We start from the raw sequence: 13,235 nt of genomic DNA, 5'->3' as shown, positions 1-13,235 counted from the left end.
CGTTGCCGCAATGGACGATCTGGATAACGCCCTCGACTCCGAAAGCGGCTACACCGGCGCGCGACGGATCGTGATCTTCTCGCTGCTGATGTTTGTGGTGCTGGGCGTCTGGGCGTGGTTTGGCGTGCTGGATGAGGTATCAACCGGTTCCGGGAAGGTGATTCCTAGCTCGCGCGAGCAGGTGTTACAGTCGCTGGACGGCGGGATCCTCACCGAGCTGAACGTCCACGAGGGCGATCAGGTGCAGGCCGGGCAGGTGCTGGCGCGGCTCGATCCGACGCGTTCCGAGTCGAACGTCGGCGAAAGCGCGGCGCGCTACCGCGCGTCTTTGGCCTCCAGCGCACGTCTGAATGCCGAGGTGAACGATCTGCCGCTGAAGTTCCCCCCTTCGCTGGCGCAGTGGCCGGATCTGATCGCCGCCGAAACGCGGCTCTACAACTCCCGCCGCGCGCAGCTGGAGGATACGCAGCGGGAGCTGCGCGCCGCGCTCGATCTCGCCAATAAAGAGCTGGCCATCACCCAGCGGCTGGTGAAAACCGGCGCCGCCAGCCACGTGGAGGTCCTCCGCCTGCAGCGACAGAAAAGTGACCTGGAGCTGAAGCTCACCGACGTGCGTTCACAGTATTACGTTCAGGCACGCGAGGCGCTTTCCAAAGCCAACGCGGAGGTGGATATGGTCTCCGCCATCCTCAAAGGCCGCCAGGATTCCGTCACCCGTCTGACGGTAAAATCCCCGGTGCGTGGGATCGTGAAAAACATCAAGGTCACCACCATCGGCGGCGTGATCCCACCCAACGGCGAGCTGATGGAAATTGTCCCGGTGGACGATCACCTGCTGATTGAAACCCGCCTGTCGCCGCGCGACATCGCCTTTATCCATCCGAACCAGGAGGCGCTGGTCAAAATCACCGCCTACGATTACGCCATTTACGGCGGGCTGCACGGCGTGGTCGAGACGATATCCCCGGATACCATCCAGGACGAAGCCAAGCCGGAGGTGTTCTATTACCGGGTGTTTATCCGCACCGGCCAGGACTACCTGGTGAATAAGGCGGGCAGGCACTTCTCGATTGTGCCGGGGATGATAGCGACGGTGGACATTAAGACCGGGGAGAAAACGGTGCTGGATTATCTGATTAAGCCGTTTAACCGGGCGAAGGAGGCGCTGAGGGAACGGTGAGCATGGATTGCCGGGTGGCGACTTCGCCTTACCCGGCCTACATGCCCGTAGGCCCGCGCAAGCACAGCGCCGCCGGGCATTAAACCGCACGCAAGAAGTGGAATCCACCTCGAAGAATTAACCTTTAGTCATGCATCCCACTTCCCTTCAGCCATCACCTGGGTAATATTACCCGCAGACAAAATGCACTTGCGCACAGTGCAAGAGTGCATTACTATTCACTCAGCTTCATGGACTGGAGCTTACCAGTATTATGATTAATCATTTTCGGGATCAATGGCTTGAGGATTTTTTTCTTTACGGTAGATCGAGCAATGTTATTCCTTCAAATCTGGAGACAGCGCTTGCGAGAAAGCTCGACATCATCAACGCAGCTACCTCGCACCGGGATTTGCGATCGCCACCGGGCAATATGTATGAAGCATTGAATCCTCCGCTGAAGGAATATTCCTCAATCCGGGTAAACAGGCAATACAGGCTCGTATTTCTCTGGAAAGAGGGTAAAGCAGAAGATCTCTACCTCTCTCCACACAGGTACACGCAACACAAGTGAGGCATCACCTATGACACTTCAACAGGCACTCCGCAAACCCACCACGCCGGGCGACGTGTTGCAGTACGAGTATCTTGAACCGCTCAATCTGAAAATCAGCGATCTGGCGGAGATGCTTAATGTACACCGCAATACCATCAGTGCGCTGGTCAATAACAATCGCAAGCTTACTGCCGATATGGCGATAAAACTGGCAAAAGCCTTTGATACCACTATTGAATTTTGGCTGAACTTACAGCTGAACGTTGATATCTGGGAAGCGCAATCTAACTCCCGGACGCAGGAGGAGTTAAGCCGTATAAAGACCGTTGCGGAAGTCATGGCTAAGCGAAAATCTGGCCAGCCGGATGTTGCCTGACCCGAACAGGCGCGGAGATCTCACTCCGCCGGGCGCGGCGCGGCACTGTTATACACCCCAACATAGCGCGCAAACTTCCCAAGAAACACGCCGGCAAACACGCCGCCGGAGACGATCGCCAGCGCGCTCATAGCGGGCTGCTGCATCGTCTGGGGAGAGATCGCGCTCATCACGCCCAGCACATACTTCACCCCGAATGCCAGCATCATAAACGGCAGTGCGGTGTAGTCTGCCTGGCGGTAAAGGCTGCGTGGCGCCTCTGCGCGGGTGATAAGCGCCTGCTTAATCAGGAAATACCCCAGCGCTGCACCGGCAAGGATCCCCGCCGTCCACAATGCGACAGTTTCGGGAGTCAGCGTGCGATAGACCACAAGATCGTAGATATCCCAGATAAGAAAGATACCCGGAATGATGGCAAGCCGCTCCAGCGTAACGGTGGCGGGCTTGCGGGCTTTAATGCCGCGGGAGATAAGGAAGATAAACAGCACCCACACCCAGGCGGGCGTGTGCGTAACGACACCGAGCAGAAATTCAAACATGGAGATCTCCATGGACGATCGCGGCCCCTGCCGCCCTGAACGCGTATTGCGCATAACGGCAGGAACGCCATTATGCGCAGGTCTTTTACAGCGATTTTTTCAGGCGACGAACTGCTTCTTTCAGCTCTTCATCCGTTGGCGTAACAAACGACATACGCAGCGTCGAATGGTCTGGCTCATTGCAGTAGAAAAATTCGCCCGGCACAAATACTACGCCGTTACTTAACGTTTTTTCCAGCCAGCGAGTGGTATTACTACCATTTTTCATCTTCGCCCACAGGAACATGCCGCCCTTCGGCTTGTGGAACGACATCACATCGCCCAGTTCCGCCTCCAGTTCTGTTGCGAACGTCTGGTATTTCTGGCGATAGGCTTCGCGGATCGTTTTGATCTGATCGGCCAGACGGCCGGTTTTCAGGTATTCGTACGTCATCAGCTGCGACAGCGTGCTGGTGTGCAGATCGGTGGTTTGCTTAAGGTTCACCACCGCGCGCTTCAGCCACTCCGGCACCAGCACCCAGCCTACGCGGGTGCCCGGCGCAAGAATTTTAGAGAAGGTCGAGGTATACACCACGTTCTCTTCGTTGCCGATATCTTTGGCATGGGCAATTAACGGGCGGAAGACTTCATCGGTATAGTTAATTTCGCTGTACGGATCGTCTTCGATAATCACGAAATCATGGCGCTTCGAGAGTTCCACCAGCTTTTTACGACGCGCTTCAGAAAGCGTCACGCCGCCAGGGTTACCAAAGGTTGGAACGATATAAACCGCTTTAATGGCTTTTTTGGCCACCAGCGCTTCGAGCTCGTCGACGTTCATTCCGTCGCCATCGGTGCCAACGGATTCAAAATTCGCCTGCGCCAGGCCAAATACCTGCAGCGCGGCAAGATAGGTTGGACGCTCAACGACAACGATATCGCCCGGGTTAATCAATGCGCGCGCCAGCACGTCGAGCGATTGCTGCGAACCAGAGGTCACAACCACCTCATCCGCCTTGCAGCGGATGCCGCGCCCTTCACAGATGCGCTGAATTTCTTCACGCAGCCCAGGCACACCTTCGGTCAGGCCGTACTGAAAGGCCTCACCAAAATGCTGTGATAATACGGCATCAGCGGCAATTTTCAGGCCTTCGCGATCGAACAAAGCTGGGTTAGGAATCCCCCCACCCAGCGAAATGACGCCGGCCATTTTGCTATGTTTTAATAATTCACGGATGGCAGATGATTGCAGGCCCTGCGCGCTGCTGGCGAGTTTATTCACAGACATTCTTTGCTTACCTTCTTTTTTTATATTGTGCCCAATCTTAGCAGAATATGGGCGATAAATTCCGTAAGCTTAGGGAGTGGCCGTAAATCCTGGCGCCACAGCAGGTGCACGGGTCTCGGCGCCGGAATGTACTCCTCCAGCACCCGCACCAGCCTGCCGCTTTCCAGATCTTCCGCCACCAGCACTTCCGGCTGCAGAAGCAGCCCCGCCCCGGCTCTTGCGGCCATCCGCAGACCGTAGCCGTCGTTGCATCTTAAGACCGCATCCCGCTTCCAGCGCACCTCACCTTCAACACCCGGCAGTCGCCACTCGTTGCGTGCGGTCCACACGCTGTGGGACAGGCAAAGATGATCCACCAGGTCGGCAGGGTTTTGCGGCGTACCGTAGCGCGCCAGATAGTCCGGGGCGGCGCAGATCACCATCCGGTAGGGGCAGAGGTATTTCGCCACCAGATCGTCGTTGTGAATATCGCCAATACGAATGGCCAGATCAATGCCCTCCTCCACCAGATCCACCATCCGGTTGGTCAGATCCAGCTCAACGCGCACGTCCGGGTAGCGTTGCAAAAAGGTGGCCGTCAACGGCGCGATGGCGCTGCCGCCAAACGAGGTGGGCGCCGTCACCCGCAGGGTACCAGACGGTGCGACACGCAGGCGTTCAACCGCGCTTTCGGCAATCGCCACCTGCTCCAGCACCCGCTTCGCCTCGTCGAAATAGACCCGTCCGGCGTCGGTCAGGCTCTGGCGACGCGTGTTACGCTCCAGCAGGCGGGTGCCGAGCTGAGATTCCAGTAGCGCAACGTACTTCCCCACCATCACCGCCGACATCTCCAGCCGTGCCGCCGCGCCGGTGAAACTGCCGCTTTCCACTACCGCAATAAAGGTCTCCATGCTGCGAAGCTTATCCATATTCCAAACCCCTGGTTAGTAATCTTCTAACTTTAGCCCAGTTTATCTGCATTTTAATTTATTAAAGAATGAAGGCTCACAACATAAGGAGTCGGCTATGAAAATCGTCATTATTGGTGCCAGCGGTACGGTCGGTCGTGCAGTAGCGGAAGAGTTGGGTCGTCGTCACGAGGTCATCCGCGTCGGCCGCACGCAGGGCGACTATCAGGTGGATATCACGTCGCAGGCGAGCGTCCAGGCGCTGTTTGAGAAAATCGGCCCGGTGGATGCCATTGTGTCCGCCAGCGGTGGCCTCTACTTTGGCCCACTCGCGACCATGAAGGACAGCGATTTCAATCAGGGCCTGCAGGATAAACTGCTCGGGCAGGTGCGCCTGGCACTGACCGGCCAGCATTATCTGAACGAAGGCGGCTCGATCACCCTGATTAGCGGCATCGTGGCGCACGAGCCGATTGCCCAGGGCGTGAATGCCACCACGGTGAATGCCGCGCTGGAAGGGTTTGTTCGCGCCGCGGCCTGTGAACTGCCGCGCGGGATCCGCATCAACCTGATTAGCCCGACTGTGCTCACCGAATCCGTCGAAACCTACGACGGCTTCTTCCCGGGCTTTGAAAGCGTCCCCGCGGCGACCGTGGCGCAAGCCTATCGCCGCAGCGTGGAGGGCGTGCAGAGCGGACGGGTGTATAAGGTCGGGTATTAAGCCTTACGCGCGGCGATCAACGCCAGCATCGGGCGTTCCGCCTCTTCAGCCAGCGCGGGCCAGGCGTCAATCTGCGCCTGCGTTGGTCCCCACTCGTTGACTTCGCTTATCGTTAATCCGGCCCTGATGAGCGCGTTAAGCGTGGTGCCCAGCGTGCGGTGGTACTTGATCACCCCGTCTGCCAGCCAGTTGCTGACGCGCTTGCCTTCGTCCTGATAGTGATTCACCCCCCAGAACCGCTCGCCGTTATCGTCGGTCAGCCAGCCCTGGCGCGTGGCGCTGGTGTAAATCGGGTGTTCCATCGAAAAGACCAGGCTACCGCCGGGCTTGAGCGCGCGCTGAACCTTTGCAAACAGGGTGTCCAGCTCTGGCAGGTAGTGCAGCGCCAGGGAGCTATAGACCAGATCGAGGCTGTTCTCGTTAAGCGTCAGCGATTCGAGATCGCTACGCTGGTAGTGGATCCGGGCGTCATGAGTTAGCTCAGCGGCGCGGGCGAGCATCTTTTCCGAGATATCCACGCCGGTCACTTCAGACGCGCCCAGTTCACGCGCGGCGCGGCAGAACCAGCCGTAGCCACAGCCGAGATCGGCAACCGATGTGCCGGTTAGATCGGGCAGCATGTTTTTCAGCGCGGGCCACTCCGGCGCGCCGTCCAGACCCTGCACCGAGCGCGGAAGCTGGGCGTAGCCTTCGAAAAACGCCGGGTTGTCGTAGATGTTTTGTGCCATGGCAGATCCCTCTTTAAGAATGTGCATAGCAGTATACTGCATTGTCGGGTGGCGGCTTCGCCTTACCCGACCTACAAAATCTCCGAACCGTAGGCCGGGTAAGGCGAAGCCCCCCCCCGGCACCACATTAGCCCACCGAGCCCCAGACAAGGTTACCCTTATGGAACGTCGCGGTACGTGGGGAGATACGCGCCACGGCTTCGGCGGAACAGGAGGCGTCCACCAGCACAAAGCTGGCGTCGTCCTGCACTTTCGGCCACACGCGTTCACCTTTGTCGTTCAGCGGCAGCACGTCGCCGGTGGCAATACCTAATGCGCGGGAAAGCGTTTGCTCGTTCGGGCGGATGTAGAGCTGGGCATAAAGATTGGCTTTTTCCAGCATGTCCCCCAGACCGTACGGCGACCAGTGGTCGATCACGCTGTCGGTCCCCGTCATCACAAACACGCCTTTATCCCGCAGCTGCTTCAGCGGCATATGCAACGTGCCAATTGGCACGGTGGAGGCGATGGTCACCTGCTGCGCCGCCATGCGGGTGGCGATCTCATCCACCTGCTGCTCGTTGAGCGTCGCCAGCGCGAAGGCGTGGCTGATGGTCAGTTTGCCCTTCAGCGCCGGCGTTTTCTCCACGGTTTCCACCATGTAATTCACCGCCGCCACGCCCGCCGGGCTGGTTTCGTGCAGGTGAATGTCCACGCCTTTGTCGTAGTCCAGCGCAATCTGGAACATCAGATCGAGGGATTTCTCCATCGCGCCGTCAACGTTGGTTGGATCCAGCCCGCCCACGTAGTGCGCTCCGGCCTGCATCGCCTCGCGCATCAGTTTTTCTGAGTTTGACAGCAGCAGCCCGTGCTGCGGGAAAGCGACGATTTCACAGTCAAAGCCGGGCTGACGGCGCGACAAAACCGCCTGCAGATTTTCGAGATTCTTCAGGCCGGAGGTCGGCTCGATATTGCAGTGGCTGCGGGCAATGGTGGAGCCTTTCGACTGGATCAGGTCGATCAGCTTTTCCGCCCGCTCCTGGGTATACGGCTGCAGCTCCGGCAGCAATTTTTGCTCGAGGCGGATCATGTCCTGAATGGTGGTGCCCGCCGGGCGGTTCAGGGAGCGCCACGGACCGCCGTAAAAGGTTTTATCCAGGTGGATGTGCATGTCGCGCATCGCCGGAAGCATCAGTTTACCGCCGGCGTCATAGTGCGGCAGCGTAGCGTCCGCGTGGCTTTTATTGTCGCGCAGGGCGACGATCTTCCCGTCTTTGATTTCCAGCGTTTTCAGCTCGGTGCAAGTGCTTGTCGCCACGCTGCCATCAACGTTAAACCCGGCTTCGAGCAGCACGTTGTCCAGATAGTAATTTTTCGCGGTGATGTTCATCGGTTTGCCGGTCTCGCAGGTTGGCTTTGCTGAGTCAGCAGCATACGCGACGGATCCGGTCGCGCCAAACAGCGCGCAGGCGGTGACCATTTTGCCGCTCTGGCTGATGAATTCGCGGCGGCTTTTATTTTCACTCATCTTATCTTCCTTCATTAACAATATGGGTACCGGTTTCCCCGCGCAGCGCCGCGGGCAGGCAGTCCGGCGAGGTGATAATCACGCGCTTGCCGCCGTGGTGTAAAAACTCCAGCGAGGCGACGATTTTGGGCAGCATGCTGCCCGCCGGGAAATGGCCCTCTTCCCTATAGCGCGTCATCTGCGCCACGGTGACGGTGTCCAGCGCCTGCTGGTTCGGCTTGCCGAAGTTGACGCACACCTTCTCCACCCCGGTGGTGATCACCAGCACGTCGGCGCGGATCTCGCGCGCCAGCAGCGCGGTGGAGAGATCTTTATCAATCACCGCATCGACGCTCTGGTAATCGCCCTGCGCCGAGCGCACAACGGGGATCCCGCCGCCGCCCGCGCCGATCACCACAAAGCCTTTTTGCGTCAGGGTCTTGATGGCCTCCGATTCCACAATCCGCAGCGGCTGGGGTGAGGCCACCACGCGACGATAGCCCCGGCCAGAATCCTCAACAAAACGCCAGTCCGGGTGGGCGATTTGTAGTTCATCGCGCTGCGCCTCGCTGAAGAAGGCGCCGATCGGTTTCGTCGGGTGTGTGAAACCGGGATCGTTTTTATCCACCTCTACCTGCGTGACGACCGTGACCGCTTTTTGCTCTCCGCGCGCGGCCAGGCGGTTGTTTAGCGCCTGCTGGATCAGGTAGCCGATACCGCCCTGCGTGTCCGCCACGCAGTTTGCCAGCGGCGTCAGCGGGAGCCCTTCTTGCTCATGCGCAATTTCAGCGCGGCGCAGATCCAGCCCCACCTGGGGGCCATTGCCGTGCGTGAGCACAATGTCATAGTCAGATGCCAGCATCTCCAGCACCGACTCTGCCACCGCTTTTACCGCCTGCGCCTGATGTTCAACAGACTGGCTGGCGTTGTCTTTGATAATGCTGTTGCCGCCAATGGCGACGACCATAAGCTCTTTCATACGTTTTCCTTCGCAACGGTGCCAGATTCAGCGCTCGCAACTTCCCGGCTATCGAGAAAATGCTTCACCACAAACATGCCGCCCATCATCAGGTAGGCCGTGACGAACATCAGCGAGCTGCCTTCAGCAAAGCCGACCACCGGGGCGTGGATCACGCCAAACAGCGCCAGCAGCGCCCCAACGGCGGCGGCGACAGCTCCTCGCAGCGGTTTGTTGATGATGGCAAAGATGGCGATACAGCCCCACAGCATGCTGGCGAGCGGCGCGCCGTTGCCGAGATGCATCAGGCCTTCGTAGTAGATGCCTTTGCTGTGCAGCACGTCGGTGCCGATTTTCGCCGCGCTGGTGCCCGCCGCGCCCATCACGCTGTTCATCATGGTCAGCGCCCAGTTGGCGATCCACGGGAACAGGCAGATGAAGATGACGGGAACCTCGACTTTGGGCGTTTCCCTTACCACCTGGTTGGCGGTGACGACGCCGATAAACACCAGAATCGGCACGATGGCGGTCATCGGAATGATGGCGAGCATAAAAGCCCCCAGCCCGAACAGCGGCACGATGAACATGGTCAAACCGGAGGCCAGGGTGTAGCCGATGCTCGCGCCCATCGCTTTCCAGCCAGGGTGGCCGACGTAGACCGTCACCGGGAACGGGTTCCCCATCAGGCAGCCGAGCATGGAGGCCAGACCGTTCGCCAGCATCACCTTACGCGTCGGGTAGGCATCCCCCGCCGCGTGGGCGCTTTCGATGTTCTCCAGGTCAAAGATGTAGTTTGCCAGGCCCAGCGGAACCGCCGAGGCGAGATACGGCAGCGCGTGCGGCAGGCCCTGCAGGAAACCTTCCACATGCACCTGCGGCGGGTTAAAGCCGAACGACGACATCGAGGCTTTGATGGCGTCCGGGCTTTGCAGACCGGAGATCCACGCCAGGGCCGTGCCGGCAATCAGCAGCAGCAGACCGGTCGGGATTCTGGCGAAAATCGGCTTTTTGCCGAACCAGTTAATGAAGATCAGCAGCAGGACGATGAACGACACGGTGGGCGCTTCGAACGCCTGCAGCATCGGGTTCATCGCCAGCAGCAGCAGGCCCAAACCGGACAGGCACGACAGCAGCACGGTGCGCGGGATCATCTTGCGGATGGTTTCCCCAAGGAACGAACCGCCCGCCAGGATCATCGCCTCAACAAAGCACCACACCAGGCCAATCTGAATGGCGAACTCCGCATCGCCCGTTTGCTGGTATACCGGCATCAGGACCAGGAAGGTCACGGTAAAAATCGACGGCGCGCTGGGGCCGGACGGCAGCGCGGTCACATCCGTGCGCCCGGTCTGACGCGCCATCTGCATGCCGAACCACGCGTAGCAAATACTCGCGGCCAGCACCGCCAGCCCGAAGGCCGGCGCGATACGTCCATAAACAATCTCCTTCGGGATGCCGACGACAAAAATGAGCAGCCCCATCATGGTCAGCAAATTGGTCAGGTTGTTGGTCATCAACCCGAAATAGGCCGCCCAGTCACCTCTTTTCCACTCCAGTTTCATGTTTTTCATGGATGCATGCCTTATAAAAAGTAGCGATCGCGGAAGGTCAACAGCGCCTTTTCAAAACAGCTAAACGGCGGGTGAACGATGCCCGCCCCAATCATGCCGATGCCCGCATCTTTATGGGCAATGGCGGTATTGATGACCGGCAGAATGCCGGTGCCGGCGACTTTGGTGATGTCGATGGCGGTCGGTATCCCCATAAACGAAAGCAGCGGAATGGTGACGTTTGGGTTTTCGCCGAGGGTGATTTCGCGCATCTGGCGCGAGAAGTCGATGGCTTCCTCAACCGTGCCGCCCACCAGGGCGACAATCGCCGGGGCCGTTGCCATTGCAAAGCCGCCGATGCCGTAGGTTTCGGTGATGGCGCTGTCGCCGATATCCAGCCCGGAGTCTTCCGGCTTATAGCCCGCGAACATCGGGCCAATCACCTGCTGCGCCGGGCCGGTGAACCACTGCCCCGGCAGGCCGGAGATGCGCAGGCCGAACTCGTAGCCGTTGCGCGCCATGGTGGTGACCACGGTGCTGTACTCAATGCCGTGAGCGGCATCCAGCGCGGCCTTACACATCGCCATCCACGTCGGGCCGGAGAAGTAGTCGCTGCTGGCGACAAACTCAAACACCTCGCGCTGCTGCTCCACCGGGTAGCCCGCCTGAATCAGCCCCGGCGTCAGCGCCTGGATCAGCAGCGTGGTGCCCGCGTTGTTGCGGTTGTGGCACTCGTCACCCATGTGCAGCGCCTGGGTCAGCATCAGGCGCAGGTCGATTTCGCCGATAATCTTCATGGCGTCGCGCAGCATCGGGCCAAGCACGTCGCGCATCCAGTTCAGGCGGTCGATAACGCTCTGGTCGTTGGCGCCCATGCGCAGGATCTTCGCCATCTGCTCGCTGAGGTTGGTGAACGCGCGGTTGCCGTAGGTTTTGTTCTCAACGATGTGCATAAACATCGACGCGGAGGTGACGCCCGCCATGGAGCCCACGCAGTCGTGCTCGTGGCACGGCGAGAAGGTGATGTCGCCTGAAGCCGCCAGCCTTGCCGCGTCCTCCAGATCCGTCGCCAGCCCTTCAAACACCAGCGCCCCGGTGACCGCGCCCTTCATCGCCCCGCACATGTTCTCCCAGGAGACGGGCGGACCGGCGTGCAGAATGGTGGTGCGGGTCATCCCCGGCACAACGTTAATGGCCTGGTCATAGCCCACCAGCACCGGATGAGACTGAATAATGCGCTCAAGGGCTATTTGGTTGGCGGCGGCGATTTTCTCCGCCAGCGGTTTTTCAGCCAGCTGGTCGAGCGCCTCGACAACCTGCATGTTGCCCTGCCCCGGCGGCGTCCAGTCGAGCTGGGCGACGGGAACGTGCTGCTTTTTGAGATCGTCACTGAACATCGCAATTCCCACGTTAATCACGTTCAGCGGCTGGTTAAATAAGGTCGTCATTATGCTTTCTCCCCTTTGCAGACAAATTCACGGGCCAGTAATCCGGTGTTGGTGCTGCTGCTGGCCCAAATCACGCCGGCGTCGGTGAGCAACTGGCACTGCTGCGCCAGTTGCTGTGGATCCTGATCGGTACCCAGCACGTAGCCGAGAATTTCCAGCGGGCGGTTATCGGCTTTTGCAATCGCCTGCGCCTCTTTAATGGCGTCGAGCATCACCCCTACAGGGTCCTCGTGCGCGCCAAAGCCCAGCACGAAGTCCATCACAATTACCCCGACTTCCGGGTCGCGGGCCTCCTGCAGCAGGCGGCTGATGCGGTTGGTCGGGTCGATCATCGGGTGCGGCTTGCCGTTGGTGAAATCGTCATCGCCAAAGTCGAGGAAGGTATGGGCCTGGCTGACGCTGATGTCTTTCAGCCGTTTAGTCGGATCCGGCTGGATGTTGCTGTAGACGTCGTCGAACTTCTCCAGTGCCGCGAACATCGCCTCGTCGCACAGCGTGCCGCCGCAGAACAGGCCGCGAATGTACTTCTGCTGCGGGGTCAGGCGGGCGCGCACCTCTTCAATCAACGGCCAGTTGAGCGGATGCAGGTCAAGGGACTCTTTTTTGATGCCGGTGAGCAGGACGGCCTTCAGGGCCGCCTCTTTGGTACCGCGTGCGAACTGCAGGCCGTCTTCATCGGCGTGCGGTTCGCTGCGGCCGAGGAAACACGCGACGACGGGCTTGCGGCAGGCGCGCGCGCGGGCCAGCACTTTCTCAGCTACCGCCGGGGCCGGCGGCTTGGAGATGAGTGCAATGACCTGAGTCTCCTCGTCGGCTTCCAGCATTCCGATGGCATCCAGCATCATCAGGCCGCCAATTTTCTCGCTGAGATCGCGCCCGCCGGTGCCAATCAGCTGCGACACGCCGCCGCCGAACTCATGAATGCGCACGCTCAGCTCCTGGCTGCCGGTGCCGGATGCGCCGACAATACCAATCGGTCCGCGGCGTACCGCATTGGCAAAGCACAGCCCCGCGCCGTTGATAATGGCGGTGCCGCAGTCCGGCCCCATCATCAGCAGCCCTTTCTGGTGCGCAAGCTGCTTCAGCGCCAGCTCGTCGTCGAGCGACACGTTGTCGGAGAACAGCATCACGTTGAGGTCGTTTTCCAGCGCCTGACGCGCTTCACGCGCGGCGAAGGTACCGTTGACCGAAATGACCGCGAGGTTTGCGTCAGGACGATGGGCTTTGGCGCTGGCAATTGTGGCGTAACGCGCTTCATGGGAGCCTGCGCTCTCTTTACGGGTGAACAGCGCCTCAATAGCGGCCAGGGTTTCATCATTGGCCGCGTCGCCTTTAATAACGATCATCAGGTCGCCGTTTTTAGCCTCATTTAATTCCGGCGTTAATAGCCCGAGATTTTTTAAGACGCCTTTATTCATCTCCGTCGCCATAGCCACAAAGGCTTGCTCGACGCCCGGTAATTTATTGGCTTTGGTGGAAACGGACATTAATGAAACGGAGTCAAAATAGGTGTTCTTTTTAATCACGATTTTCGTTGGCATTATTTGCACCTGTTTGCGG

The 13,235-nt window shown here is 59.4% G+C and carries 13 protein-coding genes; 4 read left to right on the top strand and 9 right to left on the bottom strand.

Translation table 11 applies throughout. The features are described 5' to 3' along the window. Nucleotides 1-10: 10 nt before the first annotated feature. From E3U32_RS00210 to E3U32_RS00200, 3 genes are all read left to right on the top strand, one after another. Nucleotides 11-1,180, top strand: coding sequence for an HlyD family efflux transporter periplasmic adaptor subunit (locus E3U32_RS00210; RefSeq protein WP_134347271.1), 1,170 nt, complete (start codon nt 11-13; stop codon nt 1,178-1,180). Nucleotides 1,181-1,433: 253 nt separating this feature from the next. Beyond that, the gene (locus E3U32_RS00205; RefSeq protein WP_134347231.1) at nt 1,434-1,733 is read left to right on the top strand and encodes a type II toxin-antitoxin system RelE/ParE family toxin; all 300 of its coding nucleotides are present in this window, start codon (nt 1,434-1,436) and stop codon (nt 1,731-1,733) included. A gap of 10 nt (nt 1,734-1,743) precedes the next feature. Then, the gene (locus E3U32_RS00200) at nt 1,744-2,091 is read left to right on the top strand and encodes a HigA family addiction module antitoxin (protein WP_047650330.1); all 348 of its coding nucleotides are present in this window, start codon (nt 1,744-1,746) and stop codon (nt 2,089-2,091) included. A gap of 20 nt (nt 2,092-2,111) precedes the next feature. Here E3U32_RS00200 and E3U32_RS00195 read toward each other — a convergent pair whose 3' ends face one another. From E3U32_RS00195 to E3U32_RS00185, 3 genes are all read right to left on the bottom strand, one after another. Further along, nucleotides 2,112-2,630 (bottom strand): DUF6622 family protein, encoded by a 519-nt coding sequence (locus E3U32_RS00195; protein WP_134347230.1) that lies wholly within the window; start codon nt 2,628-2,630, stop codon nt 2,112-2,114. An 85-nt stretch (nt 2,631-2,715) separates the two neighbouring features. Next, nucleotides 2,716-3,897, bottom strand: a complete 1,182-nt coding sequence (locus tag E3U32_RS00190; protein ID WP_134347229.1) for a PLP-dependent aminotransferase family protein — start codon at nt 3,895-3,897, stop codon at nt 2,716-2,718. Nucleotides 3,898-3,917: 20 nt separating this feature from the next. Next, complete coding sequence (locus tag E3U32_RS00185) at nt 3,918-4,805, bottom strand: LysR family transcriptional regulator (protein ID WP_134347228.1); 888 nt, start codon at nt 4,803-4,805, stop codon at nt 3,918-3,920. Nucleotides 4,806-4,902: 97 nt separating this feature from the next. On the opposite strand from E3U32_RS00185, the gene E3U32_RS00180 reads away from it, so the two are divergent. Continuing rightward, nucleotides 4,903-5,505, top strand: coding sequence for a short chain dehydrogenase (locus E3U32_RS00180; RefSeq protein ID WP_134347227.1), 603 nt, complete (start codon nt 4,903-4,905; stop codon nt 5,503-5,505). Here the strand turns inward: E3U32_RS00180 and E3U32_RS00175 are convergent. The 6 genes from E3U32_RS00175 to fdrA all read right to left on the bottom strand — a co-directional run bounded on the left by E3U32_RS00175 (nt 5,502) and on the right by fdrA (nt 13,216). Continuing rightward, complete coding sequence (locus E3U32_RS00175) at nt 5,502-6,233, bottom strand: class I SAM-dependent methyltransferase (RefSeq protein WP_134347226.1); 732 nt, start codon at nt 6,231-6,233, stop codon at nt 5,502-5,504. The two genes, E3U32_RS00180 and E3U32_RS00175, sit on opposite strands and share 4 nt — an antisense overlap. 127 nt (nt 6,234-6,360) lie before the next feature. Further along, the gene (locus E3U32_RS00170) at nt 6,361-7,740 is read right to left on the bottom strand and encodes an amidohydrolase family protein (protein WP_134347225.1); all 1,380 of its coding nucleotides are present in this window, start codon (nt 7,738-7,740) and stop codon (nt 6,361-6,363) included. Nucleotide 7,741: 1 nt separating this feature from the next. After that, entirely contained in the window at nt 7,742-8,698 is a 957-nt protein-coding gene (locus E3U32_RS00165) for a carbamate kinase family protein (protein ID WP_134347224.1), read from the bottom strand. Further along, a complete protein-coding gene (locus E3U32_RS00160; RefSeq protein WP_134347223.1) occupies nt 8,695-10,248 on the bottom strand; it encodes a xanthine permease in 1,554 nt (517 codons plus the stop codon). The genes E3U32_RS00165 and E3U32_RS00160 overlap by 4 nt, the downstream gene beginning before the upstream one ends. A gap of 11 nt (nt 10,249-10,259) precedes the next feature. Continuing rightward, a complete protein-coding gene (locus E3U32_RS00155) occupies nt 10,260-11,675 on the bottom strand; it encodes a DUF1116 domain-containing protein (RefSeq protein ID WP_208527893.1) in 1,416 nt (471 codons plus the stop codon). Beyond that, the gene (gene fdrA, locus E3U32_RS00150) at nt 11,675-13,216 is read right to left on the bottom strand and encodes an acyl-CoA synthetase FdrA (protein WP_134347221.1); all 1,542 of its coding nucleotides are present in this window, start codon (nt 13,214-13,216) and stop codon (nt 11,675-11,677) included. The genes E3U32_RS00155 and fdrA overlap by 1 nt, the downstream gene beginning before the upstream one ends. Nucleotides 13,217-13,235: the final 19 nt, after the last annotated feature.

This window comes from Lelliottia nimipressuralis, assembly GCF_004402045.1.
Classification (GTDB): Bacteria; Pseudomonadota; Gammaproteobacteria; order Enterobacterales; family Enterobacteriaceae; genus Enterobacter; species Enterobacter chinensis.
Note: the sequence above shows the minus strand (reverse complement) of the source record. Positions and strands in the feature narration are given on the sequence as shown.